The sequence below is a fragment of the Acetobacter okinawensis JCM 25146 genome (assembly GCF_000613865.1).
Taxonomy (GTDB): Bacteria; Pseudomonadota; Alphaproteobacteria; order Acetobacterales; family Acetobacteraceae; genus Acetobacter; species Acetobacter okinawensis.
This window is the reverse complement of record NZ_BAJU01000037.1, coordinates 1-24020: the sequence shown is the minus strand read 5'-3', so window position 1 is coordinate 24020 and position 24020 is coordinate 1. Positions and strand designations below refer to the sequence as shown.

Annotated in this window: 35 protein-coding genes, 1 tRNA gene and 2 pseudogenes; 26 read left to right on the top strand and 12 right to left on the bottom strand. The window is 60.2% G+C overall.

Going from position 1 to position 24020, the window contains the following annotated elements; genetic code table 11:
• From JCM25146_RS12490 to JCM25146_RS12395, 22 genes are all read left to right on the top strand, one after another.
• Positions 1-327: hypothetical protein (locus JCM25146_RS12490; RefSeq protein ID WP_025828359.1), on the top strand; the 327-nt coding region annotated here is incomplete at its 5' end.
• Complete coding sequence (locus JCM25146_RS12485) at positions 324-584, top strand: hypothetical protein (RefSeq protein ID WP_148299088.1); 261 nt, start codon at positions 324-326, stop codon at positions 582-584. The genes JCM25146_RS12490 and JCM25146_RS12485, both read left to right, overlap by 4 nt.
• 3 nt (positions 585-587) lie before the next feature.
• Positions 588-869, top strand: coding sequence for a hypothetical protein (locus JCM25146_RS12480; protein ID WP_148299087.1), 282 nt, complete (start codon positions 588-590; stop codon positions 867-869).
• On the top strand, positions 866-1315 hold the full coding sequence (locus JCM25146_RS12475; protein ID WP_025828354.1) for a hypothetical protein: 450 nt from the start codon (positions 866-868) through the stop codon (positions 1313-1315). The genes JCM25146_RS12480 and JCM25146_RS12475 overlap by 4 nt, the downstream gene beginning before the upstream one ends.
• A 65-nt stretch (positions 1316-1380) precedes the next feature.
• Positions 1381-2439: a coiled-coil domain-containing protein gene (locus JCM25146_RS20885; protein ID WP_148299086.1), complete on the top strand. Its 1059-nt coding sequence runs from the start codon at positions 1381-1383 to the stop codon at positions 2437-2439.
• 80 nt (positions 2440-2519) lie between these two features.
• Positions 2520-2837, top strand: coding sequence for a hypothetical protein (locus JCM25146_RS12465; protein WP_025828349.1), 318 nt, complete (start codon positions 2520-2522; stop codon positions 2835-2837).
• Entirely contained in the window at positions 2834-3034 is a 201-nt protein-coding gene (locus JCM25146_RS12460) for a hypothetical protein (RefSeq protein WP_148299085.1), read from the top strand. The genes JCM25146_RS12465 and JCM25146_RS12460 overlap by 4 nt, the downstream gene beginning before the upstream one ends.
• Positions 3031-3195: a hypothetical protein gene (locus tag JCM25146_RS24060; RefSeq protein WP_242401117.1), complete on the top strand. Its 165-nt coding sequence runs from the start codon at positions 3031-3033 to the stop codon at positions 3193-3195. Before JCM25146_RS12460 ends, JCM25146_RS24060 begins: the two co-directional genes overlap by 4 nt.
• Positions 3196-3220: 25 nt before the next feature.
• On the top strand, positions 3221-3913 hold the full coding sequence (locus tag JCM25146_RS19310; protein WP_242401116.1) for a PD-(D/E)XK nuclease-like domain-containing protein: 693 nt from the start codon (positions 3221-3223) through the stop codon (positions 3911-3913).
• A complete protein-coding gene (locus tag JCM25146_RS24055) occupies positions 3910-4569 on the top strand; it encodes an AAA family ATPase (RefSeq protein WP_242401115.1) in 660 nt (219 codons plus the stop codon). Before JCM25146_RS19310 ends, JCM25146_RS24055 begins: the two co-directional genes overlap by 4 nt.
• Positions 4545-4949: a hypothetical protein gene (locus JCM25146_RS24050; RefSeq protein WP_242401114.1), complete on the top strand. Its 405-nt coding sequence runs from the start codon at positions 4545-4547 to the stop codon at positions 4947-4949. Before JCM25146_RS24055 ends, JCM25146_RS24050 begins: the two co-directional genes overlap by 25 nt.
• A gap of 124 nt (positions 4950-5073) precedes the next feature.
• Positions 5074-5361 carry a hypothetical protein gene (locus JCM25146_RS12445; RefSeq protein WP_025828345.1) on the top strand — a complete coding sequence of 96 codons (288 nt, stop codon included), beginning with the start codon at positions 5074-5076 and terminating at the stop codon, positions 5359-5361.
• A complete protein-coding gene (locus tag JCM25146_RS12440; protein ID WP_025828343.1) occupies positions 5358-5969 on the top strand; it encodes a hypothetical protein in 612 nt (203 codons plus the stop codon). Before JCM25146_RS12445 ends, JCM25146_RS12440 begins: the two co-directional genes overlap by 4 nt.
• Positions 5969-6208 (top strand): hypothetical protein, encoded by a 240-nt coding sequence (locus JCM25146_RS12435; protein WP_025828341.1) that lies wholly within the window; start codon positions 5969-5971, stop codon positions 6206-6208. The genes JCM25146_RS12440 and JCM25146_RS12435 overlap by 1 nt, the downstream gene beginning before the upstream one ends.
• A complete protein-coding gene (locus JCM25146_RS25025; protein WP_081774865.1) occupies positions 6205-6396 on the top strand; it encodes a Lar family restriction alleviation protein in 192 nt (63 codons plus the stop codon). The genes JCM25146_RS12435 and JCM25146_RS25025 overlap by 4 nt, the downstream gene beginning before the upstream one ends.
• A complete protein-coding gene (locus JCM25146_RS12430) occupies positions 6393-6758 on the top strand; it encodes a hypothetical protein (RefSeq protein WP_148299084.1) in 366 nt (121 codons plus the stop codon). The genes JCM25146_RS25025 and JCM25146_RS12430 overlap by 4 nt, the downstream gene beginning before the upstream one ends.
• Positions 6755-7147, top strand: a complete 393-nt coding sequence (locus JCM25146_RS12425) for a hypothetical protein (RefSeq protein ID WP_025828337.1) — start codon at positions 6755-6757, stop codon at positions 7145-7147. Before JCM25146_RS12430 ends, JCM25146_RS12425 begins: the two co-directional genes overlap by 4 nt.
• Before the next feature lie 325 nt (positions 7148-7472).
• Complete coding sequence (locus JCM25146_RS12415; protein ID WP_148299083.1) at positions 7473-7862, top strand: hypothetical protein; 390 nt, start codon at positions 7473-7475, stop codon at positions 7860-7862.
• Between the two features lies 1 nt (position 7863).
• Entirely contained in the window at positions 7864-8052 is a 189-nt protein-coding gene (locus JCM25146_RS12410) for a hypothetical protein (protein ID WP_025828331.1), read from the top strand.
• Positions 8053-8210: 158 nt separating this feature from the next.
• Positions 8211-8585, top strand: coding sequence for a hypothetical protein (locus tag JCM25146_RS12405; RefSeq protein ID WP_159101995.1), 375 nt, complete (start codon positions 8211-8213; stop codon positions 8583-8585).
• Entirely contained in the window at positions 8578-8835 is a 258-nt protein-coding gene (locus tag JCM25146_RS12400; RefSeq protein WP_025828327.1) for a helix-turn-helix transcriptional regulator, read from the top strand. The genes JCM25146_RS12405 and JCM25146_RS12400 overlap by 8 nt, the downstream gene beginning before the upstream one ends.
• The gene (locus JCM25146_RS12395; protein WP_242401113.1) at positions 8808-9836 is read left to right on the top strand and encodes a tyrosine-type recombinase/integrase; all 1029 of its coding nucleotides are present in this window, start codon (positions 8808-8810) and stop codon (positions 9834-9836) included. Before JCM25146_RS12400 ends, JCM25146_RS12395 begins: the two co-directional genes overlap by 28 nt.
• A 65-nt stretch (positions 9837-9901) precedes the next feature.
• Here the strand turns inward: JCM25146_RS12395 and JCM25146_RS12390 are convergent.
• Positions 9902-9978: transfer RNA gene (locus JCM25146_RS12390), tRNA-Arg, on the bottom strand.
• A gap of 18 nt (positions 9979-9996) precedes the next feature.
• On the bottom strand, positions 9997-11187 hold the full coding sequence (locus JCM25146_RS19300; RefSeq protein ID WP_242401112.1) for an alpha/beta fold hydrolase: 1191 nt from the start codon (positions 11185-11187) through the stop codon (positions 9997-9999).
• Positions 11188-11243: 56 nt separating this feature from the next.
• Between JCM25146_RS19300 and JCM25146_RS12380 the strand changes: the two genes are divergently transcribed.
• Positions 11244-11459, top strand: coding sequence for a zinc-finger domain-containing protein (locus tag JCM25146_RS12380; protein WP_025828323.1), 216 nt, complete (start codon positions 11244-11246; stop codon positions 11457-11459).
• Between the two features lie 93 nt (positions 11460-11552).
• Entirely contained in the window at positions 11553-13898 is a 2346-nt protein-coding gene (locus tag JCM25146_RS12375; RefSeq protein ID WP_025828322.1) for a protein-disulfide reductase DsbD family protein, read from the top strand.
• Positions 13899-13926: 28 nt separating this feature from the next.
• Here the strand turns inward: JCM25146_RS12375 and JCM25146_RS12370 are convergent, their stop codons facing one another.
• The 10 genes and pseudogenes from JCM25146_RS12370 to JCM25146_RS12330 form a co-directional block, all read right to left on the bottom strand.
• The gene (locus JCM25146_RS12370; RefSeq protein ID WP_025828320.1) at positions 13927-14262 is read right to left on the bottom strand and encodes a DMT family transporter; all 336 of its coding nucleotides are present in this window, start codon (positions 14260-14262) and stop codon (positions 13927-13929) included.
• Between the two features lie 54 nt (positions 14263-14316).
• Positions 14317-15585, bottom strand: a complete 1269-nt coding sequence (gene serS, locus JCM25146_RS12365; RefSeq protein ID WP_025828318.1) for a serine--tRNA ligase — start codon at positions 15583-15585, stop codon at positions 14317-14319.
• 3 nt (positions 15586-15588) lie between these two features.
• On the bottom strand, positions 15589-16419 hold the full coding sequence (gene tatC / locus JCM25146_RS12360) for a twin-arginine translocase subunit TatC (RefSeq protein ID WP_025828315.1): 831 nt from the start codon (positions 16417-16419) through the stop codon (positions 15589-15591).
• The gene (gene tatB, locus JCM25146_RS12355; protein WP_025828313.1) at positions 16416-17144 is read right to left on the bottom strand and encodes a Sec-independent protein translocase protein TatB; all 729 of its coding nucleotides are present in this window, start codon (positions 17142-17144) and stop codon (positions 16416-16418) included. The genes tatC and tatB overlap by 4 nt, the downstream gene beginning before the upstream one ends.
• 74 nt (positions 17145-17218) lie before the next feature.
• On the bottom strand, positions 17219-17941 hold the full coding sequence (gene scpB / locus JCM25146_RS19295; RefSeq protein ID WP_025828311.1) for an SMC-Scp complex subunit ScpB: 723 nt from the start codon (positions 17939-17941) through the stop codon (positions 17219-17221).
• Positions 17938-18776, bottom strand: a pseudogene (locus tag JCM25146_RS19290) (segregation and condensation protein A). The gene scpB and the pseudogene JCM25146_RS19290 overlap by 4 nt, the downstream one beginning before the upstream one ends.
• Positions 18777-18909: 133 nt before the next feature.
• The gene (locus JCM25146_RS24045; RefSeq protein ID WP_242401111.1) at positions 18910-19128 is read right to left on the bottom strand and encodes an SPOR domain-containing protein; all 219 of its coding nucleotides are present in this window, start codon (positions 19126-19128) and stop codon (positions 18910-18912) included.
• The gene (locus JCM25146_RS19285) at positions 19086-19955 is read right to left on the bottom strand and encodes an SPOR domain-containing protein (RefSeq protein ID WP_242401110.1); all 870 of its coding nucleotides are present in this window, start codon (positions 19953-19955) and stop codon (positions 19086-19088) included. Before JCM25146_RS19285 ends, JCM25146_RS24045 begins: the two co-directional genes overlap by 43 nt.
• A pseudogene (argS, locus tag JCM25146_RS19280) lies at positions 19955-21751 on the bottom strand (arginine--tRNA ligase). Before argS ends, JCM25146_RS19285 begins: the two are co-directional and overlap by 1 nt.
• 40 nt (positions 21752-21791) lie before the next feature.
• Positions 21792-22982 (bottom strand): deoxyguanosinetriphosphate triphosphohydrolase, encoded by a 1191-nt coding sequence (locus JCM25146_RS12330; RefSeq protein WP_051544227.1) that lies wholly within the window; start codon positions 22980-22982, stop codon positions 21792-21794.
• 136 nt (positions 22983-23118) lie between these two features.
• Between JCM25146_RS12330 and JCM25146_RS12325 the strand changes: the two genes are divergently transcribed.
• Entirely contained in the window at positions 23119-23490 is a 372-nt protein-coding gene (locus JCM25146_RS12325; RefSeq protein WP_025828309.1) for a HesB/IscA family protein, read from the top strand.
• Positions 23487-24020 (top strand): exodeoxyribonuclease III (locus tag JCM25146_RS12320; protein WP_025828307.1); only part of this gene is annotated, 534 nt, incomplete at its 3' end. The genes JCM25146_RS12325 and JCM25146_RS12320, both read left to right, overlap by 4 nt.

The window sequence follows — 24020 nt, the reverse complement described above, 5'->3', positions numbered from 1 at the left end:
TATGCCCGGATCGGCTCCAGTGGCTACGGTGCCCAGATCGGATCCAGTGGCGACGATGCCCGGATTGGCTCCAGTGGCGACGATGCCCGGATTGGCTCCAGTGGCAACTATGCCCGGATTGAAGCGGCAGGTCATAACTCAGTAACAGCCTCATCTGGAGGAAACGTCAGCGTAAAGCTTGGTAAAAATGGCGCGGCTTGTCTTGCATGGCACGATGGAGAGCGCAATCGCTTCACCAATCTGTACGAGGGCGAGGATGGGATTAAGGAAGGCGTCTGGTACAGGCTGGGCGCAGATGGGCTCCCCACTGAAGTGGAGGCAGCATGATGCGATCCACACACCCCCAAAAACCAATAACCCAGCAATGGGACTTCATAGCCACACAGTGGGCGCTGGCCGCACTGTATAACCCGTTCGTGCAGCTTGCCATTGGCGCGGCGTTCTGGACCGCGATAATTGCGTACGCCTGCCTCTCCCAGAGTGCTCCGGCTGTGACGGCGGACTGCCTGAACCTCCTTTTCTTCCCGTGGAACATCTTGGCCGATCTGACCGGGCTGCCTCGTGCTCCTTATTTGGAGGGTTGAGGGGTGAGTGAAGCGAAGTTCACGCCGGGGCCGTGGCGGGTCCGCTTCGGTAACATTGGTCATGTTATGGCTGAAAATGGAGCATTGGTCGCTAAATGCCAGCGCCTTACCGGTCTGTGCAATTTGCTGGCCAACGCCCACCTAATCGCCGCCGCACCTGAGCTTTATGAGGCATTGCAACGGCTGGTGAATGTGTCTGCTGAAATAGCCCCAGAGGCGCAGGCGGCGGACGTAATCACAAGCGCCCGCGCCGCCCTCGCCAAAGCCCGTGGGGAAACGCTATGACCACGCATGTATGGGAAGAAGGCAATGAATGCCCCTGCAAAGACTGCTCTGGTCATATCGTGATTGATTATCCGGATGGCAATTGCAGTTGCCATATTAACGCACCGTGCGGGCGCTGCACTTCTTCGTTTCTTGTCTGCGATACTTGCGGAGAGCAAGAGCCAGAAGATGAAGCGCCCATATCCTACACAAGCCTTGCGGCTGCCGTGATGCCCAAACAATACGCACGGCCATCAAAAGACCTCGGCAACGGCAAGCGTATCTACGATTACGACTATGATTCCAGTTCCGGCAGCACGATGGCCTACAAGGGAAAATACGAAGGCCCTGTGACGGCTCAGGATATTATTGATGCTCTGGGCACTGGCACGTTCGGGCATCGTGGGCCGCTTCTGTGCGGTGATAAAACTCGCGGATCCTTCACTTACACGAAGATTACAGACTGATGCCCCCGCACTTCCCGGCTCGCGGGCCGGGTTTTGTGGCCGCATTGGCAAGTATTGAGGTTCGAATGACCAAAGAAATCACACTGGACGTAATAGAAACCCTGACCCCATCAGTCGTTTTCGCGGCTGGGGGTGTAGAGGATGTTATCTCAAAGCTGGAAGCGCAGGTGCGCGCTATTCCTCTGGATGTAACCACTGAAAAAGGCCGCAAGCATATCAAGTCTGTGGCTTATCAGGTGTCACGCTCCAAGACTGCCTTGGATGATATGGGCAAGAAGGTTCAGGAAGAAGCGCGCGCTATCGTGGACCGCGTCAATGCTGATCGCCGTACGGTTAATGCAAGACTGGATGCCCTCAGGGATGAAGTAAAAGCGCCCGTGGTGGCATTTGAGGCCAGAGAGGCCGCTCGCATAGAGGCGCATCAGACTGCAATCAGGGAAATCGAATATCTGGCGCGGTTCGATGCTGAGCCCGACGAGAGCCTTGTCTCCGACCGCCTCGGCGCACTCTCCGCATACAAAGGCCGTGACTGGCAGGAGTTTTCTGGGCGCGGCGCTCAGGCTTATGCCGATGCAGAAAGAAGCCTAAACGCCCATGCCGTAGCTGCAAAGGTGCGCCGAGAAGAGCGGGAAGAGGCAGAACGTCAGGCCGCCATCAACGCCGAACTTGAGCGCCAGAGAGAAGAGGAGGCCCGCAAGGTGCGTGAGGCCGAAATCGCACGGAAGGCCGCAGAAGACGCGCGCATAGAAGCTGAGCACCGGGCGAAAGTCGAACAGGACCGTATTGAAGCTGAGAAGCAGGCAGCGGAAGAGCGCGCTGCGTGCGCTGAGCGAGAAAAGACAGAGGCAGCCAAGCGTGCAGAAGAAGCGCGCATTGCTGCCGAAGCTAAGGCAGAGCGCGACCGTCAGGCTGCTGTGGAAGCTGAGCGCAAACGCATTGAGGAGGAAAAACGCCGCGAACAGCAGGAGGCCGAGCGCCGGGCGAGGGATAGGACGCATAAGGCCAAAATCAATGGCGGTGTTTTGGCTGCACTTTCGGGTCTCGGCCTGTCTGACGAACTCGGTAAGTCCGTGATTACCGCCATTGTTCAAGGGAAAGTCCCCAACGTCACAATCAATTACTGATGCCGCCGCACGCATCGGGGTCAAAAGCCCCGGTGAAGTGGCCGCATTGGCCGCATGTTTCCCACGAGGGAGTTTGGAAAATGTCTTACAAAAACGAGGCGTACGAGAAGGCGCTTAACGAAGGCATGTTCAGCACTGAGGGGCTGACACCTTTTGTTGCCATTGAAGTGCAGAAGTATGAAACGGCAATCGTGAACCTGCTGCGTGTAGCGGATGCGATGCAGTTCCCGTTCTTCACCGATAGCAGGTTTGCCGCTGTAGAGTTGGCCTTTGCCGAGGAGGCCATTGGCGACATGGTTTGCGCGGTGCGCGAACTTCACGAAAAGAACCGTATGGAGCGTGGCCTTGTCGCACAAACGCGACATGACGCCATGCGTGGGCTGGAGGTGGCGGCGTGATGCTTACCGAACAGCAAAAAGAAAATCTTGTGCACGTTATCGTAACAGCGACGCTGTGCCTGAAGGAGCAGAATTTGACATGGAGCAATGCAAACTTTCTGCTCGACCTTGGTCAAAAGCTGGATGAAAGCACACGACCTCCCCGTGTCCCGGCGTTTGATGCGGAGCTTATGAAGGCTCAGGAGGTGGTGGCGTGAGTATCATCACTACACCGGGCATCTATGATCTGCCAGAAGCGCAGTACCACGCAGACCCCTGCCCTACCCCCAGCCTGTCCAATAGCGTAGCGCGCATCCTTCTGGATGAAAGCCCAATGCATGCGCACTTTTCTCACCCTCGCCTGAACCCCGAAAGTTGAGACTGAGGTTACGGAAGTTATGCGTATGGGTACGGCTTTCCATTCCATCCTGCTTAGGAAGGGCGCTGCGGTCGTTGAAGTGAAATTTGACGACTACAAAAAGAACGCAGCTAAAGAGAGCCGAGATGCTGCCGTAGAAAGCGGTATGGTTCCACTCCTGAGCAAGAACTATGACGCTGTGCATGAAATGTGCAGGCTTTCGCTCATACAAATGAAACAGCACCCTGACCTCGAGGGTTTTTTCGCTCCGGGCCAGTCAGAAGCCGTTATCGCGTGGAAAGAAGGAAATGACTGGTGTCGGGGCATGGTTGATCGGCTCCCCGATGATCTGAACCTCCCGGCTTTTGACCTCAAGGGTACCATGCTTTCCGCTTCTCCGCTCAAATGGGACCGGAGGCTTGTTAATGCATACCGCACTCAGGACCGTTTCTATAACCGGGGCCTGCGCGCGATTGAGGGCCGCGATCGCCCACCTATGCGCTTTGTCATTGTGGAAATGAAAGAGCCGCATGCGGTCTCTGTCCTGACCCCGGCCCCATCCCTGCAAGCTGTGGCCGCAGAAGACGTTGACCGGGCAATCCAGATTTGGAGCGGGTGCATGCGCTCTGGCCATTGGCCCGGATACGAATACATGGCGCACGTTGAAGCCCCCGGATGGCTCCTGCGCGATCATGAAGAACAACAGTTGCGCGATGAAGCGCTGGAGAATGCACTATGACTTTCACAATCCGCCCAGCCGTACGCGGCAAGATTGGCCTGCTGTTTGGCATTGCGGGCGCATCAGGCAGTGGCAAGACATTTTCCGCTCTCACTTTGGCCGAAGGTATCAAGGGAAAAAACGGGAAAATCGCTGTCATTGACACGGAAGCAGGCCGCGCCCTCCATTATGCCCCTAAGCCCAGCGACAAAGCTGACCCCGCGAAGGGGACGTTTGACTTTCTGCATCTGGACTTTCCTGCCCCCTTCACGCCCCAGCGCTACATTGAAGCAATCAAGGCGGCGGAAGATGCCGGTGCGACTGTTATTGTTATCGACAGCATGTCTCATGAATGGGATGGCGAGGGCGGTTGCTCCGATATGGCAGAGCAGGCCGTCATTGCAGCGGCTACTGACCGGAACGGCACCTTTCACGCATGGAAGGTTGACTCCATGACCGCCCCAAGCTGGAAGAAGCCAAAGCAGGCCCACAAGCGCATGATGGCGCGCCTTATCCAGACCCGGACACACTTGATCTTCTGCCTCCGTGCGCAAGAAAAGATCAAGTTTGAGAAAGTGACCGATGGGAACACGGGCCGGACGAAGAATGAAATCCGCCACCTTGCTTTATGCCAATCTGCGAGAAGTCATTCATGTTTGAACTGTCTGGCTCCATGACCATGCACCCGGAAACGCCCGGCGAGCCACGCTATGACCTTCCCCGCAAGCTGAACCATGAACTACAGGCGATATTCCCTGCCGGAGAACGCATCAGCTTTGATAAGGGCTTGCGGCTCAAGCATTGGGCTGAAACTGGCGAAGATAGGCCTCCAGTCGATAAGATTGCTGAAGGCGTGCGTGACCTTATCGAGCGTATTCAGGACGTGACCACCATTGAAGCCCTGCAGGTGATTACTGCGGATAAAGCGACCATCAAACAGCGGGAATGGCTCACGAAAAACCGGTCCGACCTTGCTGAGCGCGTAGATGCTGCCGTGCAGGCCGCTCTGGATGGCTTTGCGAGTGAAGAAGTTGAGTTTGAAGGAGCCGCCGCATGACCCAAACAAAACTCGAAATCATCGGCTCGTACACGCCGGAGCATGAGGGGCCGTTTTGTACGCGGGATGGCAGCCGGTGCGCATTATCTGTACGGACAGAAAGAGCAGAGCCACCCCTAAATGTATGATTGTGGCTCTGGTGGATGATGGCGATCAGGAACTTAACCTCGCCTTTGAAAAAGACGGAAGGCATTGCACTGGGGGAGCAAACTACGACCTCATGAACGCCCGCGAAGTCCCTGTGGCGCGGGAGTTTTGGATTAATGAGTTCAGGGATGGGTGTGGTAAAATTTGTCACACCGAAAATCATGAAAAGCAATCTGACGCATATAAAGAAAAAGCAGAATTGCCTGATTGGGATTGGGTTCGCACCATCCACGTCCGCGAAGTCCTGCCGGGAGAAGGCGCATGACCGACCAGAAACCCACCGGCGTGTTCGTGCGGTTGCCGTTGAGCTCGGATGATATTCAAAGAATGGATCGGGCAATGTCTAAGAACTTGGAGGCGCATGCAAAACCCACACTAGAAAGTGCTTCAGAGGCAGCGTTGCTTGCCATCGGTACGCCTGTTTCAGGTGGGGAGTTGGAGGTTGTTGGTTACTTCGGACGAGTAGCAAACAGTTATGATGAGGGGAGGGGCGCATATACGAATTTTGATCTCAGCCCTCGATTAATAAGTATTTCTATCTCGGCTCCAGTAGGCTCCGTAAAGGATATTTGTGCCCTCACCCGTGCACCAACTGCCCAAGCCCAGATAGCCGCGCGTGATGCTGAGATTGTTCGGTTGCGGGAGGCTTTGGCTAGTCGCAAGCGTGAAAACTTCAATGCTGGGTATCTCATTGCCTGCTGCAACATTGTCAACATGCACAATGAAGAAGGCATTGCATCGGATATTTTGGCACAGGCCGGGATTACAGAGGCAGAGGTCAAAGCCTTAGACCTGAGCGAATACGATGCGAATGCACTGACGGAGATCCGCAAAGCAAGTAGCGAAGATCCTATCCTAAAAGGCGGTGCATAATGGCGCATTTAAAAAATACCAGTAATGAATACGCCATTGCCTTAGGAGCTCTGTTTGATGAGATGCCGAAATCTGTCATCGCGGCAATAGCCGTATCGGCAATGACAAGCGGGGGCGACCATCTTTCAGACGCTATTGCGTTAGTTGCAGGCGAATGGCGCACACTACATGAAAACAGAATAGTGCTGCAGAAACCGGGTAAGCACGCTAGAAATGCCCTGAAAGGCGGTGCGGCATGAGCGAGGAACTGAAAATCTGCCCGTTTTGTGGTGGAAAATCGCAAGTCATTAAAGGGTATAGGGTAAACATCAAGAGGCCGTTTTACCGAGCCTTTTGCGTATCGTGCCAATCCCGACAGTTCACGCGGCATAGAACGCGGAAGGCCTCCATCACCGCATGGAACACCCGCGCAGGAGAGAAGGCGTGAGCATGTATTACCTAATCGACTTGCGGGAAAAGAATAACCGAAACCCATACATTACTTTCTGGCGACCCAATGATGCTGGATATTGCTATCCTGTGCCATGGGCAGGTGAATATACCGAAGAACGTATCATTGAGGGCGATGATTACTATACACGGCGCAGGTGGCAGGTAAGGACCGGCGCACATACAGGAATTTGGGAGCGTATTGCCGTTCGCACTGACCTGATAAAGCCTTTTTGCATTGAACCGGCATATGGCATGGTTGACGGCAATATCGGTCCGGTGATCGCAAATACTGGAAAAATCCGGACAGCATTGCGGCGTCTGCGATTTATTCTTCCAAAAGAGAGGATTGCGTCATGACCACCCCCACAAACTGGCCCAACCCAGAGCGGCCCGGTGTGCCGATGTTTCCTGAGCGGGATGGGTGGCACGCAATAGGTCTAACGATAAAGCAAGTAAAATGGTGGGATGCTACCAACAAATACTGGTGGGATTCCGAGAAGCGTTACTATCTGACGTTAGATGAAGTTGCATTCCGCGTGCCTGAGTATCGCTATGATGGCCCGGTCCTCACCCCCGCGCAAATAGCCGAGATGCTGGCGGCGGAGCGACGTTCCTGTGTGAAATTAGTAAAGAAAGAAGTGACAAATCTTGTTGGAGATAAAAGGCAATTCCTTAAAAAAGCACATTTAAGGTTTGTGCTAAAATCTATAATCCAAGAAATCCGTAACCTAGGGGCCGCGCCATGAATAGAAAAACCGCCTTCCTTGCAATGATCGGTGGTCACGCTCTGGCAGACTATCCCTTACAGGGAGACTTCCTCGCAAAAGGGAAGAGCCGTAATGCGCCGATACCTGGCTGTCCTTGGTGGCAGCTTCTGAGCGCCCACGCGGCTATCCACGGCCTATTTGTCGGCGTCATCACAAAGCGACCAATTCTAGGTGTTGTGGAGGCTATAATTCACGCCATCACAGATGATGCGAAGTGTAGGGGTCGTATTTCCTATAACCAAGATCAAGCCGTTCATATCGTATGCAAAGCAGTCTGGGCTGTGCTGTCTAAGGATAAAGCGCCATGAGGACGAGAGAGGAGCAGGCTAAATCTCTACGCGACAGCCTATGCGCTGACTATGTAAGCGCTCCAGTGCATGAAGCTGGATACGAACTGGCCATACGCCACATCGAAGAAGCCGAACGCCGCGCAGAACAGCGCGTGCGCGCGGAGATTGCCAAGCGGCATACGTGGTTTTACATGGTTGATGATCCTGAAAGCGGACATGCCGATATGGCAGACATGCTGTGCGAGCAGACTCCATTTAAAATCATAGAAACCGCTGAGGCCGCTGATATTCGTATCGTCTATGCCTTCCAAGATGACGATGGGGAAATTCACGAATTTTCCACACGCGAGGAAGCAGAGCAGGCTGCGGCAAAAGCCATCGACGCAGCGCGGGAGGTGGGGTGATATGAAAACAGATTACCGAAACGATCCGCGTATGGCTGTAGTGCGGCGCTTCATCTGGAAAGAAGTTCTGATGGATACAAAGAATGGGCTGCCGGAAGATGAATATTACTGGATCGTGGCAGAGGGTCTTTTGCGCTCCATTGATTCTGGCGAGGTCATTCCGCTTCCTAACGTTGGAGGTCAATCATGACTGACCCAAGGATTGAGGCGGCAGCATGGATGATAGGCTCAGTTAGCGACCTTGCGCCCGGTGGTGATTGGGAAAAACTGGCCCCTCACCAGAAAACACATTTTAGGCGACTTGCTAAAGCCGTTCTGAAATCAGCAGACGCGGCGGCTTGGAGGCCGATGAGTGAAGCGCCGAGGGATGGGACGGTAATTGAAATATTCCAAGGCAACCGTGGCTCTTGGAAGGGAATAGGAATTGCCACCGCTCAATATTGGACGGCTGAGAAATTGGCCGCGCTGGAAGGTTCAGCAGATGCCTCGGGTTATGAAGGGGCGTGGTATTTAGCCAGCAATTTCTGGGGTGATGCTGAGGACGAAACCAATCCGTGGCTTTGGCGTCCGCATATGCCCCCGTCAGTTGAGCAGCAGGCAAAAGGGTTGGGCGACATTTATACCGGAGCTACCCCCGCGCCATATCCTGCCCCCAAACCCATAACCATCCCAGAGGTGCGCAACGACCGGCCTATTCCGGTCAAGGGAGGGGTGGATGGGTGAGGTTCTTGCGCCCGTGCAGCGCAAGGTCATGCGCGCAAGCGAGGCGGCCTCCTATCTGGGTATCTCTGAAACCAGCTTTCGGAGCATAGCCAAAAAGGAGATACCGCCTGTTCAGATAAGCGAGAAGCGGCAAGTCTGGCTCATTGAGGATCTGGACTCATACCTTGCTGCTCGCTCAGGCCGCTCTATTTCTCCCCAACAGACCAATGAATGGGACTCCCTGTGCCGCCGCTTAACCTCAAATATGTGAAAATCTACAGAGATAGGCACGGAAAAACTCGATACTACTTCCGAAAGAAGGGCGCGAAGAGCGTAAGGCTTCCAGACCTCCATACAGAAGGCTTTCTGGAAGCTTACCATGCGGCCCTCACTGGCCATGAGCGTATCGAGCCAAAGGCAGCCACGATAAAGAGCCAGACCCTAGACCACCTTATTGTCTTATGGATGAAATCTCCGCACTTCCTTCGTTTGGAGGGCAGCACCAAGGCCGTTTACACACGGTTGCTGAGCCGGGTTCGTGAAAGCGAGGCATCGCAGGGCAATGCCCTGTCCATGCAGGCAAAGCACATCCGCATCTTGGTATCACATTTCGGAACCGCGCCCACGACTGCCCAGCGCATCCTACGCCTACTCGGGCAACTGATGCAGTTCTCCATATCTATCGGGTGGAGAGAGGATGATCCCACCCTTGGCATAAAGATCAAGCGACAGAAGAGTGAAGGCATCCATTCTTGGACTGAGGGAGAAATTGCGCAATTCGAGGCGCACTGGCCATCTGGAAGCGTTCCGCGTCTAGCCCTTTACCTCATGCTCTATACTGGCCAGCGCCGGAGCGACGTTGTCGGTATGGGGCCTGCCGATATTTCGGGCGGGTCACTGAGCTTGAAGCAAAAGAAAACCAAAACCGAACTGATTCTGCCTATCCACGCGGCGCTACTGGCCGAGATCAAGCAATGGCAAGGAAGCGGTCAAACATACCTTGAGGCCAATAGTGGCCGACCCTATACCCCCAACGGGTTCTACAATGTATTCAAGGCGTGGAGTCGTGAGGCAGGGCTGCCGGAGCAGTGCTCCCCCCATGGCCTGAGAAAGGCAGCGGCGAGACGATTGGCGGAAGCCGGATGTTCAGCAAACCAGATCGCGGCCATTACGGGCCACAAGAGACTCACCGATGTGGCCCACTACACCAAGGCAGCGGAGCAGAGGAAAATGGCAGAAGACGCCATGTCAAGGCTGACCAAAAGTGTCTAACCCGAAATTTGGAGGTGTCTAACCCACCGCGTAAACGGCTGTTTTCTGCAATTTTTACTGGAGGATGGTGGACCCGACGCGATTCGAACGCGTGACCTTTGCCTTCGGAGGGCAACGCTCTATCCAGCTGAGCTACGGGTCCGTTGGCCCTTCTCCTAACCTAAAGCAGGGGGGATTGCCAAGCCTTTATCTTGCAGGTGCCGCTCAGGGTGGCACAACGCCATCCAGCCGGGCGGGCAGGAACCATACCGGGGCGTACCGGCCCGGGCCAGACTGACCATTCCCCTGCGCCAGCCAGACAGCAGATGCCACCATCTCCCCCCGATGGCACAAACCGCCCGGGCTGGCTGATCCAGCTTGTAATATCCCTCAGCGCCAGCGCGCCGCGCAGGTCACGCAGAAACAGATGGTGCCCACCCGTAACAAGGTCCAGCCGGGTGCCGGGGGGCAAGGTCCGCCAGACCTGTGCCATAGCCTGTGGCGGTACAAGCTGGTCCCTGTCACCATAAAGGCACAGAACGGGGCCACGCAGGTGCGGGGCTGCACGCGCGGCTTTGCGCATGAGCACCACCAGCCCACGCAGGGCCTCCAGCCGTGTCTGGCGCAGGGTCAGCGGGTTATAATACAGGCGAATAAGCGCTGCGGGGTTATCACTCGCCACCACATGCACAGGCAGTTCACGCCCGCTGACCAGACTGTGGGGGAACAGTGTTGCCAGTATATCCAGCGGAATATCCGCCCCCACTCCAAGGTTCCACACGGCGGGCGCGAGCAGGATGGTCCCCGCAACATCCGGTGCATCAGGCATGGACATAAGCAGCATAAGCACAGCGCCCCCCATGCTCTCACCCATAAGGTAGAGGGGAACACCGGGATGCTCCTGCCTGAGCAGGGCGACCTCCTCACGCGTGTCGGCCAGCAGTCTGGGCGTGCCAGCCCAGCCACCGCGCATGGGCGCACCACCAAACCCCCGTATGTCTGGCGCTACAAGGGTAATCCCCTGCCCCGCCAGAGCGGGGGCGGAATACTCCCATGCGTCCCGGCTGTCATTAAACCCGTGCAGGGCCAGCACCACAGCCTGCTCCCGCCCGTGGGCAGGCCAGACACGCGCAGGAATGGCAGCAACATCACTCAGGCTGAACACCCTGTCTGGCGGCACAAGACGGGCCGCGGCGGCATAGCGCGCGGGGGGCACAGGTGCGGGCTCGGGTGTTGAACCGGCACACCCCCCAAGCAGGGGCAGCATGCCAACAAGCAACACTGCTGCCGCACACCACCGGCGGGTGCGGCTCCTGCTCACGCTTATGGGAAAAGATGCCTGCTGCACAATCACGGTCAGAATGCGTATCATCTACCCAGACTTTGCGCCACATCCGGGCGCGCCACCCTGATACAAGGCCACCAACCATGCTTATTCAACCGGCAAACCCCATACCGCGCCCGCGCCTGGGCCATGTGGAAACCATTGTGGTGGACCAGCGCAAAATTGCCTGCGACGGCGGTCTGGGCCAGTTGGGCCACCCACGCGTATGGCTTAAAATTGGCGACCACCAGACAGTCTGCCCCTACTGCTCGCGCCTGTTTGTGCTCCAGCCCGGTGCTCAGGCCGACTCGGGGCATTAAAACGGGCGTATGGCGCACGATCCATTTCCCACACACGCGGGCTTTGCGTATGCTGCCACCCCAAGCCCGTACCTGTGTTGAAAGCTGACGTTGATGCGCCGCCCAGCCCGCTCTACCCCCTGCCCCTCCGGCCCCACAGGCCTGCGTGCCACCAGATGGACTGCCGCCAGCGCGCTGCGGGCCAGACAAGCACGCGGGCTGCTGGCCGGGTTAACGGCAGGGCTGCTGGCCTGCGCGGGCATGCAACCGCACGTTGCACAGGCGGCAGAGAGTGCCCCCGTGGTCAGCCCCTACAGCACAGCCAGCCTGATTACGGACACCAGCACCGCCAGCGCAGGCACACCCCTGCATGTGGCCCTGCGCCTGCAACTCAAGCCCGGTTGGCATACCTACTGGATCAACCCCGGAGATGCAGGTGACCCTGCCACCATAAGCGTAACCGCATCGGGCGCATTACAAGGACATGCCCAGACCATTACATGGCCCACCCCACAACGCATAAGGGATGCCTCCCTTATGTCCTACGCCTACACGGGCGATGTTGTGCTGCCACTTACGCTGCAACTGCGCCCCGGCACGCCAGAGGATGCACACAGGCTGACAACCCTGAGCGCACAGGCAAGCTGGCTTGTGTGCGAGCAGTCCTGCATCCCCGAGGACGCCACCTTCAGCCTGACACTGCCTACCGGCGCACCTCTAGCCTCCGCACAGGCGGACCTGTTTGTGCAGGCGGCACGCAATACCCCCCAGCCCTCCCCCTATCCAGTCACCTTAAGCCCCCCGGCAGTGCTGCATGTGCAGGCCCCCGAACTGACCAGCCATTCCGTAGCGGAGGCGTGGTTCATGCCCACCGAGCGCGGGCAGATTGCCGAAGCCGAACCTCAGAAACTGGAGTTTGATGCAACAGGCATGTCCCTGCGCCTGCCCCCGACCTCCAACTTTGCCAGCACCAGACCACTCGTGGGTATTCTGGTCCTGCGCAGCGCCAGCGGGAGCGAACGGGCACTCAGCATACAGGCCACCCCGCAACCAGCCGGCCCGCTCCACACCCCCACCTCGGCACAGAGCGAAGTATCGCACACAGCATTAAACGGCCCCTCGGCTCCGAACAGTGCAGCACAGGGCGGGGCTACAGGGGCTGACAAAGCGGCTGACCCGGGCGCAAACACCATACAAGATGGCGCCATAACCTCTGGCGCCAGTGGTACGGCTGATCTGCTACACCTGATTATTCTGGGCCTGCTGGGCGGGCTGGTGCTGAACCTGATGCCCTGTGTTTTTCCCATACTGGCCATGAAGGCGCTGGCCGTGGCCCGCATGGGCCAAAGTGAGCGCAGGCACCAAAAGCACAGTGCGCTGGCCTATGCTGCGGGCGTACTTGTCGGGTTTACGGCCCTTGGTGCGCTGGTCATGGGCCTACGCCTTGGTGGCAGCGCCACGGGCTGGGGGTTCCAGTTCCAGTCCACCGTGTTTGTGGGCATGATGACATGGCTGCTTTTTGCCATGGCACTGAACCTGCTGGATGTTTTTGCTTTTCTGCCCCCTGCCATGGCGGCAGCCGCCCCCCGCAGGCACGGGCTTACGCATGATGTGCTCACCGGCCTTCTGGCAGTAGCTGTGGCCTCCCCCTGCACGGCACCATTTATGGGGGTGGCCATTGCTGGCGCACTGGCTGGCCCTCCTCTGGGCGGGCTGGCGGTTTTTGCAGCTCTTGGCATAGGGCTGGCAGCCCCTTACGTGCTGCTTGCCTTTAGCCCCGCACTGGCCAGCCGCCTGCCACGCCCGGGGGTATGGATGGATTATTTGCGCCAGTTTCTGGCTTTTCCCCTTCTGGGAACCTGCGTGTGGCTGCTCTGGGTCGCCACGGTGGAAGGGGGGGCCACAACCACGCTGCTGCTGTGCGCGGGCATGGTCTGTCTGGCATTTGCCGCATGGGTTTATGGCATTGCCCAAAAGCGCCAGCTCCGTGCAGGCCATAGCCGGGGCTGCACGGCCCTGTATGGCGTTGCACTGCTCGGGTTGCTGGGAGCCATGGCGTTACTGCCCATTCTGCAACAGCAAGGTGGCGCACGCGCGGACACAACCGCCCCCCTGCCTGCCGGAGTCGAGGCGTTCTCGCCTGCGCGCCTGAACGCCCTGCACGCGGCGGGCAAACCCGTGTTTGTGGATATGACAGCCGCGTGGTGCATTACCTGTCTGGTAAACGAACGGGTCGCACTCAACACCCAGACCACGCAGGCCGCCATGGCCCGCTACGGCGTAACCCTGCTACGGGGTGACTGGACCCGGCGCGGCCCCACAATAACCGCTTTTTTGCACGCCCACGGGCGCGATGGGGTACCGTTCTATCTGTTTGTACCCGCACACGGTGATGCGGTGATACTCCCCCAGATTCTCACACCGGCTCTGGTGCTCAGCACCATAACCCCCAAACCCTGATACGGCAGGGAGCGGGGACTGCCACCCTTTAATGGGTGGTGGTTGAGAACAGCTTGATAACCAGCACCCCGGCCAGAATAAGAGCAATGCCCGCAATGGCCGGGGCATCCAGCGTCTGCTTTAAAAACACCGCCCCGATCAGGCAGATCAGCACAATGCCAACCCCCGACCACAGGGCATACACCACGCCTGCGGGCATGGTGCGCAGCGGGATGGACAAAAAATAAAAGGCACACCCATAAGCCAACAGGCTGATGGCCGCAGGCAGCCAGCGCGCAAACCCCTGCGATGCCGCAAGGCAGGCCGTGCCAATAACTTCCGCCACAATGGCAACGCCCAGCAGCAGCAACGGCTTGTGGATCATGCGCTTACCCCCTGCCATAAAAAGCAGGCACGGCAAGGAGCCATGCGTGCACCGTTACGAAATAACGCCAAGACCACCCATATAGGGGCGCAGCACATCGGGGACGACAATAGTCCCCTCCTCGGTCTGGTAGTTTTCCATCACCGCGATCAGGGTCCGCCCCACGGCAAGGCCTGAGCCGTTGAGAGTATGCACAAAAGCCGGTGCCCCCCCGGCCTGCGCCCGGTAACGGGCGTTCATGCGGCGGGCCTGAAAGTCCCGCGTGTTGGAACATGACGAAATTTCGCGCCATGCATCCTGCCCCGGCAGCCATGCCTCCAGATCAAACGTCTTGGCAGCACCAAAGCCTGTATCCCCCGCACACAGCAGCATACGGCGGTACGGAATGTTCAGTTTTTCCAGCACCACCTCGGCACAGCGGGTCATGCGTTCGTGCTCGGCCTCGCTCTCCTCGGGGGTGGTCACACTCACCATTTCCACTTTTTCAAACTGGTGCTGGCGCAGCATGCCCCGCACGTCCCGCCCGGATGCCCCGGCCTCGCTGCGGAAGCACTGGCTGAGCGCGGTCATGCGCAGGGGCAGAACTGCGCCGTCCACAATGTCCCCCGCCACAGAGGCGGTCAGCGGCACCTCGGCTGTGGGCACAAGCCAGCGTCCATCCTCGGTTCTGAACGACTGGTCGGCAAACTTGGGCAGCTTGTCCGTGCCGTACATGGCATCATCATTCACCAGCACAGGCACCTGTGTTTCCACATAGCCATGGTCGTTGCCATGCAGGTCGAGCATGAACTGCCCCAAAGCACGCGCCAGCCGGGCTACGCCACCGCGCAGCACCACAAACCGCGAGCCGGACAGTTTGGCCGCCGTGGCAAAATCCATCTGCCCCAGCGCCTCACCCAGCTCAAAATGCTGTTTGGGGGCAAAGGCAAAGCTGGGTTGGGTACCCCATGTATGCACCACCACATTGGCGCTCTCGTCCGCACCATCTGGCACTGTGGGGTCCAGCCGGTTGGGCAGGGTCGCCAGCAGGGCCGTGGCCTGCCCGCCCAGCGCATCCACCTGCTCCTTCAGCCCTTCCATATCCGCGCGCAGGCTGGCGCCCTCGGCTTCCAGCACCGCGGTATCGCCCCCCGAGCGTTTGAGTGTCCCTATCTCCCGCGCAAGGGTTTTGCTGCGGGTCTGCTTGTCCTGCAACAGGGTCTGGGCCTGACGCTTTTCCTCATCCCATGCGAGCAGTTGCGCAGAGACGGGGGGCAGCCCCCGGCGGGCCAGATCCGCATCAAACGCGGTGGGGTCGGCTCTTAGGGCGCGGATGTCATGCATGGATCAGGGAACCTCCTGCTCGGGGTTGGTATTGGGCTCGGACGCTGCTGGCCTTTTGGGCTCGATCACGCGGGCGCACAGAATGGAAATTTCGTAAAGCAGCACAAGGGGTACAGCCAGACCGAACTGGGTAATGGGGTCGGGCGGCATAAAAATGGCCCCCAGCACAAACGCCCCCACAATGGCGTAGCGGCGGAACTTGCGCAGCATGGCGGAGGTCACAATGCCCACACGCGCCAGCAGGCTCAGCACCACAGGCAGCTCAAAGGCTATGCCAAAGGCCATGATCATCTTCATGACCAGAGACAGATATTCCGACACCTTGGCCTGAAGTTCGATCTGCACCTGATCGCCCCCCGCACCCGGCGTCTGGAACGAGACAAAAAACCGCCATGCCACGGGAAAAATAAAGTAATAGGCCAGCGCCGCCCCGGCCACAAACAGCACAGGCGTTGCAATAAGAAATGGCGCAAAGGCCCGTTTTTCTGACCTATAAAGCCCCGGCGCAATAAACATCCACGCCTGTATGGCCACAATGGGAAAAGACAGAAAAGCCGCCCCGAACAACGCCACGCGGATGTACGTAAAAAACGCCTCGTACAGTGCGGTGTAAATCAGATGTGGCTGCTCGCCACGCTGGCGCATGATCTCGCCCAGAGGGCGGGCCAGAAACAGGTAAATATCGCCCGCATAATGGTAGCACAGGCCAAAGCACACAATAAACGCAGCCCCTGACCACAGCAGGCGGCGGCGCAGTTCCAGCAAATGCTCCAGCAGCGGCATGGGCTGGTCGTGGATGGGGTCTTCCGCCTGATAGGGTCCGTTATCGCTCATGCCTGCTGGTCCGCTGCCGTGCTGCCTGTTGCGTTCTGTGCTGGTGGTGTCTGCTCCGGCTCCTGCACGTCTACCGCCCCTGTGGAGGACAGGCCCGTGGCAGGCATAACAGGTGGCAGCACACCGGGGGCCACACTGCGGCCTGCATGCATGATCCGCACAGGGGGCACAATGGCCGGTGGGTGCAGCCGGTCCTGCTCACGCAGGATGCGCCGTACAATAAGGGGGGGCAGCTCGGGTGGCGCACATTCCACCTGTCGCTCCCATGTGCTCTCCTCCCATACCGGGGCGGAGCCGTAGCTGCCCAGATGCCCGGCGGCATAGTCCGTGCTGCTCAGGTCAGGGGCTGCTGATATGGTGCGAGCGGCAGCCGGGCTGGCTGAGCGGGGCATGGCGTCCAGCGCTCTGGGGCCGGAGGGGATGGAGCGCTCGTTCAGCGGTGGAGCAGTTATGGCCCTGTTCAGGCTGCCATCACTGTCCAGCGCCTTCATGATCCGGCCGCGCACGTTCAGGTTTTTGAGGTCCCGCACCTGCTCGTGCACATCCGACAGGTCTGCCTCGCGCACCACTTCATCAAGGTGGGACTGGAACTCGCTGGCCAGCGCCCGTGCTTTTTTTATGCCTTTGGCCAACCCGCGAATGGCCACGGGCAGGTCCTTGGGGCCAATAACAACAAGAGCCACAGCGCCGATCAGGGCGAATTCCGACCATGCAAAATCAAACATAAACAGCCCCGTTCACGCCCGCTCCATGCAGCCTGCACCATAATCGGGCAACACAGGCGGGGCGTGCATCTCTATCACGGACCATCGGGAGCGGGAACCGCAACCTGTGCATCCGGTCCATCTGCCTGCGGGTCAGGGGGGCTTTGCCCCTCCGGCGCATCCGGCTCTTCTGCCCCGGCCTGAAAGGTAATGGCCGACTGGGTAGCCCCCATCTCGGCCCCGTCCTGGGGGAGGTCGGTCATAAGCTCTTCGCGGCGCGGCATGTCGGAAAGGCTGCGCAGGCCAAAATGGCGTAAAAAATCGGGCGTGCTCCCCCACAGGACCGGCCTGCCCGGCACCTCCTTGCGCCCACGCGGGGCAATCAGCCCGGCCTCGATCAGGGTATCAAGCACGGTCTGGCCAAGGCTTACGCCACGAATTTCCTCTATTTCCACGCGGGTGCAGGGCTGGTGGTAGGCAATAATGGCCAGTGTTTCCATCACCGCGCGGGGGAGCCGCCTTGGCCGCTCCAGTACGCGGGTCAGCATAGGTGCCAGATCAGGGGCCGTGCGGAACTGCCAGCCCCCGGCCACCTCGACGGGGAACACGCCGCGCCCCTCATAGCGGCACACCAGTGCGGCCAGAACCGCCGCCACAAACGCGCCCAGGTCCTCCTCCCCAGAAGGCATGATCTGCCGGTCCTCCAGCAGGTCTGCAAGGCGGCGGGGGCTGACCGGTTCGGTCGAGGCAAAAATCAGGGCTTCGGCCAGTCTTACCGCCTCGTCCGGTACGGGTATGGGTGCGGGGGTGGCGGTCATGCGTCCTGTCTCTCTTCTCCGGTCTGCTCGGCTGTGCGGTCCTGCTGGGGCGTGTCCTCCCCTGCCTCGGGCGGCAGCGCATCATCCTGCGTCTGCTCATGCGGGCGGAGCATGATCTGGCCGAAGGTTTCGTCCTGCCGCAGTTCCAGCCGCCCGGTCTTGGCCAGCTCCAGCCCTGCGATCAGGGTGCCCGCCATGGCGGCGCGGCGCTGGCGCAGGGCATCCTCGCCCTCCATCTGCTCGGGCAGCTGTCGGGGAGGAAGGCGTCCAGCGTGCTCCAACCCGGTGGGGTCTGGCCCAGCAGGCGTGTCAGCCTGCTCAGCGCGTCCTGCACGGTCCAGAATCTTATGGTGCGGGGGGCGTAAATGCGCCTGCGCGCCGTGCGGCGAATAGCGGCAAGGTAAGCCCGCAGCAGCTGGGGCATATCCAGCGCCAACCCTGAGCGGTCCACCTCCACCAGATTTTCTGGCAGGCCACGGGCAAACACATCGCGCCCAAGGCGGGGCCGTGCCTCCAGCCAGCGGGCGAGTTCGCCCATGCAGGCCAGCTCCATCAGCCGCTCCTGCAACAGCTCGGCGGCTTCCTCCCCCTCCATGGCCAGTTCATCATCAGGGGGGAGCAGCAGGCGGGATTTGAGCCACGCCAGCCATGCCGCCATAACCAGCCAGTCCGCCGCCAGCTCAAGCCGAACGCGGCGGGCGCGCTCGACCACCGCCAGATACTGCTCCACCAGTTGCAGGATGGAAATACGCGCCAGATCGACCTTTTGAGCGCGCGCAAGATCGAGCAGAAGGTCCATTGGCCCTTCAAACCCCTCCAGCCGCAACAGCGGCACACGCGGACGTGGTCATGCGCCGCCTCCGCCTGAGCGGGGGCGGGCTGCTCTGCTTGTATGGGGGCGGGCTGATGACCCTGCCCCGTGGGGTCTGCTGCCTTGGCTTGCATCACGCGTTTTGCCGGTCTGTGCGCTAGGGGCGCACCACCATGCAGGCCATGCCGCGCTCACGCACGGAGGAGCAGAAGTCCTTGGCATCTGCGACCGCGCCAAAGCCCTGCACGCGCAGGCGGTAGAACGTGGCGTTGTTCTGCTCGGTACGGACAAAGGCTGGCGTCACATCCCCAAACAGGGTGGGGTAGCGGGTCTTCAGCCGTGTCCATTCCTTCTGGGCATCAGCTTCTGTCTGCAAGGCTGCAAGCTGGACCTGATACTTGCCCGTAGCGGCACGCACCGCCGGGGCCGCTTTTTTGGCTGCGGGCCGGGGAGCTGCTTCCTCCTCCCCGTCGGAGACCTCATCCGTTGGGTGGGGGCTTCCTTCAACGCTTCGGGGGCTGGCTCGGCTGGTGTGGCCGTACCCTGCGCGGGCAAGGGCGTGGTGGGCACAGGCTTGAGTGCCGCCCCATTGGACGGGGCAGCGGCATCGGGCACGGGGGCCGGTTCAGGCGTTGAGGTCGTCGTCGTAGCAGATGCATTACCCGCAGCGACCGGGGCAGCACTACCCTCCGCCCCTGCTGGTGCGGGGGCCGCAGGGCTTGCCGCATTGGGGGCCACAGCACCCGGAGCCGGGGCGGGCTGGCCACCATACTGCGCGGCCAAAGCGGCGGGGTTTGGTTTTTCCGGCGCCGGCACAGGGTGACCCTGCTGGGTTGCATCCGCATCAGGCAGGGCCAGCGTATCCAGCTGCATACCGCCCGGATCAACCGGCTTGGTGCGCATGGCAACCGGGGGTGGCCCCATAACGGGAATACCGCTCTGGTGGTGCCCCAGCACCGCCCAGCCGCCAATACCCAGCACCAGCAGCCCGCCCAGCCCGGCAGCGCCATAGGCCAGCCGCCGTGTGCCGGACTCGCTTCCCAAAAAGCCGGTCATCAGTTCTGTCAGCCTGTTGCCGCCTGCCATCCGGCTCCCCACCGTGGAGCGGGGGGCGGGTTTGTCATCATAATCCATGCTCATGCGCTCGCGCGCGCGGCTGATTCGCTCTTCTACCGTGGAGCTCTGCCGGTCTTCCTCATTCATCAGCGCATTTCCTCCACCGGGTCCACACCCATGACCGCAAGGCCGGAGCGGATAACTGCCGCCGTGGCCGCAACAAGAGCCAGACGCGCACGTGTGGCCTCTACCGCACCAGCCTGCAGGAACCTCAGGGACGCATCATCACGCCCACGGTTCCACAGAGCATGAAAATCCCCCGCCAGTTCGGCCAGATAGAACGCAACACGGTGCGGCTCACGCGCAAGGGCTGCGGCTTCCACCATACGCGGCCATTCGGCCAGACGGCGCACCAGAGCCATTTCCGCGTCCGAGGTCAGGCTGTCCAGCGTGGCGGTGGCAAGGGCTGCATCATCCACCGCGCCGTAAGCGCCCTCCTCCGCTGCACTGCGCAGCACGGAGCGGCAGCGGGCGTGGGCGTACTGCACGTAAAACACGGGGTTGTCGCGCTGCTGGGCCACAACAAGGTCCAGATCAAACTCCATCTGGGCATCGCTCTTGCGGGTGAGCATGGTAAAGCGCACCGCGTCACGCCCGACCTCATCAATCAGGTCACGCAGGGTAACAAACGTACCCGCACGCTTGGACATTTTGACCGGCTGGCCGTCACGCAGGATATGCACGATCTGGCACAGCAGCACTTCCAGCGGCACGGTATCCCCCGTAAGGGCCTTGACTGCGGCCTTCATGCGCTTGACGTAGCCGCCGTGATCAGCGCCCCACACATCAATCATGACCTGCGCGCCACGGGCCACCTTGTCCATGTGGTAGCCAATGTCGTTAGCAAAGTAGGTGTTGGTGCCATCGGACTTGCGCAGGGGGCGGTCCACGTCATCCCCAAAGCCTGTGGAGCGGAACAGGAGTTGCTCGCGCTCCTCCCAGTCGTCCGGCAGTTTGCCTTTGGGGGGTTCCAGCACGCCGTTGTACAGCAGGTCCGCCTTGGCAAGCTGGTCTATGGCGGCATCGGTCACGCCACGGGCCAGCACATCCGCCTCGGACGAAAACACATCATGGTGCACGCCAAGCGCTGCGAGGTCTTCCTTTATGGCGCCCAGCATGTGGGCCACGGCAAAGCCGCGCACGGTCTCCAGCCATGTTGCCTCGGGGGCCGGGCGGGGGGTGCCGTCCACATCCACCTCGGCCAGCTTGTTACCGAATTCGGCAGCCAGTGCCTCCTACGGGAATAAGGTATTCGCCCTGATATTGCAGGCCACCGGGGGCAAGGGCCGAAAAATCGTCCTGCGCCATGGTGGTGCCCAGCACCTGAAGGTAACGCCAGTAAGCCGCCCATGCCAGCGCCTTGACCTGATTACCCGCGTCGTTGATGTAGAATTCCTTGGTAACGTCAAACCCTGCCTTGGCCATAAGGTTGGCCAGCGCATCGCCCACCACGGCGCCACGGCAATGACCGACATGCATGGGGCCTGTGGGGTTGGCGGACACGTATTCCACATTCACCCGCACACCGCGCCCGACCTGCGACTGGCCATAGGCCTCGCCCGCACCCAGCACCACAGGCAGCACAGCGCGCAGCACGCCGGGGTGCAGGGTAATGTTGACAAACCCCGGCCCGGCCGCGGCCACAGCGGCAACGCCATCCACCTTGAGCAGGGCGGTTACAAGATCGGCTGCAATATCCGCCGGTTTGCGGCGGGCGCCTTGGCCAGCAGCAGGGCCGCGTTTGTAGCCATGTCCCCGTGCGCCGGGTCACGCGTGGGGGTCAGTTCCACACGGGCCAGCGTTTCCTCCGCCACGTCGGGCAACAGTTCACGCACAATGGCCAGAACATGATGACGGTAACGTTGGAAAACACACTCGGACATGGACAACTCAACCCCGTAATTGGTGCAGCAAACGCGTTTATCAGCCTGCAACGGACAGGTCCGTCAACCGCCTATGTTCTTCCATGGCGTAGCGATCGGTCATGGAAGCCACGTAATCCGCCACGGTGCGGTGCACGGCCCCCTCATCTTTGCCCCCTGCGCGCTGCTGCCACTCGGCTGGCAGCAGGCTGGGCGACTCCGTAAGTGTGGTGAACAGCTCCCCCGTAACCCGCCGGGCCTTATGGGTCATCCGGTTGACCTTCCAGTGCCTGTACAGCTTTGCGAACAGGAATTTGCGGATCCCCTTGTTTGCTTCCTCCATGGCCTCGCCAAAGGCCACAACCGGGGCATTGGCAGCGCGGATGTCCTCCACGCTGCGTGGCGCCAGATCAGCCAGCCGTGCGCGGGTGCAGACCAGCACATCGCTGACCAGCGCATGAATGACGCGGCGCACCATCTCGTGCCGGATGCGCTGGGGGGTGCGGGTATCGGAGCGCGGCAGGTCTGCCGCCAGTGCGCGGGCCTCGGCCAATGCCTGCCCCACCAGTGGCACGTCCACCAGATCATCCAGCGCAAGCAGGCCGGATTTTACGCCATCGTCCAGATCATGTCCGTGGTAGGCAATATCGTCCGCCAAGGCGGCCACCTGCGCCTCGGCCGAGGCATAGCCCCCCAGGTCCAGCGGGAACAGCGCATCCAGCTCCGCCAGACGGGCAGAGGGCCTGCGCACGGGGCCGTTGTGCTTGGCCAGCCCTTCCAGCGTCTCCCACGTCAGGTTCAGCCCATCAAACGCAAGGTAGCGCCGCTCCAGCAGCATGACCTGCCGCAGGGCCTGTGCGTTATGGTCAAATCCGCCATGGGGCAGCATGTGTTTGGCAAGGGCATCCTCCCCCGCATGGCCAAAGGGGGTGTGGCCAAGGTCATGCGCCAGTGCAACGGCCTCGGTCAGGTCCTCATCCAGCCGCAGGTAGCGGGCCATGGAGCGGGCCACCTGTGCGACCTCAAGCGAATGGGTCAGCCGTGTGCGGAAAAAATCGCCCTCGTGGTTGATGAACACCTGCGTTTTATACTGCAAGCGCCTGAAGCCCGAGGAATGGACAACACGGTCCCGGTCACGCTGCCAGGGGGAGCGGGTCAGGGATTCGGGCTCTGCATACAGCCGCCTGCCCCGTCCTTCGGCGGGCTGTACGGCATAGGGCATCAGCTCATCGCGTTGTGTGGCCTGCGGCATTATGCACCTCCTGACAGGTCCGGGCGGCACAATGCCCACGGACCATGCCCCCCGATCCTAGGCTATTGGAGGAAAGTTGACCATTGGAGGTGTCTTTCCCCTTCAAACCGGCGCGTGGGCGGATTATCTATGGAGCATGACACAGCCAGCCCCCATTTTTTCCGTCTCCGATTCTGCGGCCAACCGCATTGCCAGCGTGGTTGCCAAAAAGCAGGCCAGTGCCCCCAGTGTGCAGGAGGCCCCCGTGGCCCTGCGCGTGGCGGTAGAAGCCGGAGGCTGCAACGGATTCCAGTATCAGTTCATCCTCACGCCCCCGGACGGACTGGCCGCCGATGACGTGCGGATAGAAAAAAACGGTGCCCTTGTGGTGGTGGACCCCACAAGCCTTGACCTGCTGGCCGGTGCGGAGCTGACCTTTGAGGACAAGCTGATGGGCGCGCATTTTAGTGTTACCAACCCCAATGCCGCCTCATCCTGTGGCTGTGGCACGAGCTTTTCCCTCGCATGAAGCTCGCAACATGGAACGTAAACTCGGTTCGCCTGCGGCAGGATCTGGTGCTGGACTGGCTGGCGCGCGAACAGCCCGATGTGCTGATGATGCAGGAAATCAAGTGCGAGGCGCATCTGTTCCCCACCGCCGCGTTTGAGCAGGCAGGCTACGGCTGCGCCGTGGTCGGGCAGAAGTCGTATAACGGGGTTGCCACTCTGGTGCGCGGGGACTTTACGGTCACCGCCGAGCAACTGCCCGGCTTTACCGACCCCGCCGCACGCTATGTGGAGGTACAGACCCAAGGGCTGGTGCTGGGCAACCTGTACCTGCCCAACGGCAACTCCGGTGCGGAGCAGGGATATGCCACCAAGCTGGAATTTCTGGCCGCGCTCACTGCGCGCGCTCAGGCATTTTTGCAGCAGGATACGGATTTTGTGCTGGCGGGGGACTATAACATCTGCCCCACAGCCGAGGACTGCGCCCCCGGCGCCCTTGGCCCGGATGATGCGCTGGTGCGCCCACAAAGCCGGGCCGCATGGCGGCGTCTG

Bases quoted from the DNA above. Each gene is read 5' to 3' on its own strand.
- JCM25146_RS12485 (WP_148299088.1), top strand. From the start codon at position 324: ATGATGCGATCCACACACCCCCAAAAACCAATAACCCAGCAATGGGAC.
- JCM25146_RS12475 (WP_025828354.1), top strand. From the start codon at position 866: ATGACCACGCATGTATGGGAAGAAGGCAATGAATGCCCCTGCAAAGAC.
- JCM25146_RS20885 (WP_148299086.1), top strand. From the start codon at position 1,381: ATGACCAAAGAAATCACACTGGACGTAATAGAAACCCTGACCCCATCA.
- JCM25146_RS12465 (WP_025828349.1), top strand. From the start codon at position 2,520: ATGTCTTACAAAAACGAGGCGTACGAGAAGGCGCTTAACGAAGGCATG.
- JCM25146_RS19310 (WP_242401116.1), top strand. From the start codon at position 3,221: ATGGGTACGGCTTTCCATTCCATCCTGCTTAGGAAGGGCGCTGCGGTC.
- JCM25146_RS24055 (WP_242401115.1), top strand. From the start codon at position 3,910: ATGACTTTCACAATCCGCCCAGCCGTACGCGGCAAGATTGGCCTGCTG.
- JCM25146_RS24050 (WP_242401114.1), top strand. From the start codon at position 4,545: ATGTTTGAACTGTCTGGCTCCATGACCATGCACCCGGAAACGCCCGGC.
- JCM25146_RS12445 (WP_025828345.1), top strand. From the start codon at position 5,074: ATGATTGTGGCTCTGGTGGATGATGGCGATCAGGAACTTAACCTCGCC.
- JCM25146_RS12440 (WP_025828343.1), top strand. From the start codon at position 5,358: ATGACCGACCAGAAACCCACCGGCGTGTTCGTGCGGTTGCCGTTGAGC.
- JCM25146_RS12435 (WP_025828341.1), top strand. From the start codon at position 5,969: ATGGCGCATTTAAAAAATACCAGTAATGAATACGCCATTGCCTTAGGA.
- JCM25146_RS25025 (WP_081774865.1), top strand. From the start codon at position 6,205: ATGAGCGAGGAACTGAAAATCTGCCCGTTTTGTGGTGGAAAATCGCAA.
- JCM25146_RS12425 (WP_025828337.1), top strand. From the start codon at position 6,755: ATGACCACCCCCACAAACTGGCCCAACCCAGAGCGGCCCGGTGTGCCG.
- JCM25146_RS12415 (WP_148299083.1), top strand. From the start codon at position 7,473: ATGAGGACGAGAGAGGAGCAGGCTAAATCTCTACGCGACAGCCTATGC.
- JCM25146_RS12410 (WP_025828331.1), top strand. From the start codon at position 7,864: ATGAAAACAGATTACCGAAACGATCCGCGTATGGCTGTAGTGCGGCGC.
- JCM25146_RS12405 (WP_159101995.1), top strand. From the start codon at position 8,211: ATGAGTGAAGCGCCGAGGGATGGGACGGTAATTGAAATATTCCAAGGC.
- JCM25146_RS12400 (WP_025828327.1), top strand. From the start codon at position 8,578: ATGGGTGAGGTTCTTGCGCCCGTGCAGCGCAAGGTCATGCGCGCAAGC.
- JCM25146_RS19300 (WP_242401112.1), bottom strand. From the start codon at position 11,187: ATGATACGCATTCTGACCGTGATTGTGCAGCAGGCATCTTTTCCCATA.
- JCM25146_RS12380 (WP_025828323.1), top strand. From the start codon at position 11,244: ATGCTTATTCAACCGGCAAACCCCATACCGCGCCCGCGCCTGGGCCAT.
- JCM25146_RS12375 (WP_025828322.1), top strand. From the start codon at position 11,553: ATGCGCCGCCCAGCCCGCTCTACCCCCTGCCCCTCCGGCCCCACAGGC.
- JCM25146_RS12370 (WP_025828320.1), bottom strand. From the start codon at position 14,262: ATGATCCACAAGCCGTTGCTGCTGCTGGGCGTTGCCATTGTGGCGGAA.
- serS (WP_025828318.1), bottom strand. From the start codon at position 15,585: ATGCATGACATCCGCGCCCTAAGAGCCGACCCCACCGCGTTTGATGCG.
- tatC (WP_025828315.1), bottom strand. From the start codon at position 16,419: ATGAGCGATAACGGACCCTATCAGGCGGAAGACCCCATCCACGACCAG.
- tatB (WP_025828313.1), bottom strand. From the start codon at position 17,144: ATGTTTGATTTTGCATGGTCGGAATTCGCCCTGATCGGCGCTGTGGCT.
- scpB (WP_025828311.1), bottom strand. From the start codon at position 17,941: ATGACCGCCACCCCCGCACCCATACCCGTACCGGACGAGGCGGTAAGA.
- JCM25146_RS19285 (WP_242401110.1), bottom strand. From the start codon at position 19,955: ATGAATGAGGAAGACCGGCAGAGCTCCACGGTAGAAGAGCGAATCAGC.
- JCM25146_RS12330 (WP_051544227.1), bottom strand. From the start codon at position 22,982: ATGCCGCAGGCCACACAACGCGATGAGCTGATGCCCTATGCCGTACAG.
- JCM25146_RS12325 (WP_025828309.1), top strand. From the start codon at position 23,119: ATGACACAGCCAGCCCCCATTTTTTCCGTCTCCGATTCTGCGGCCAAC.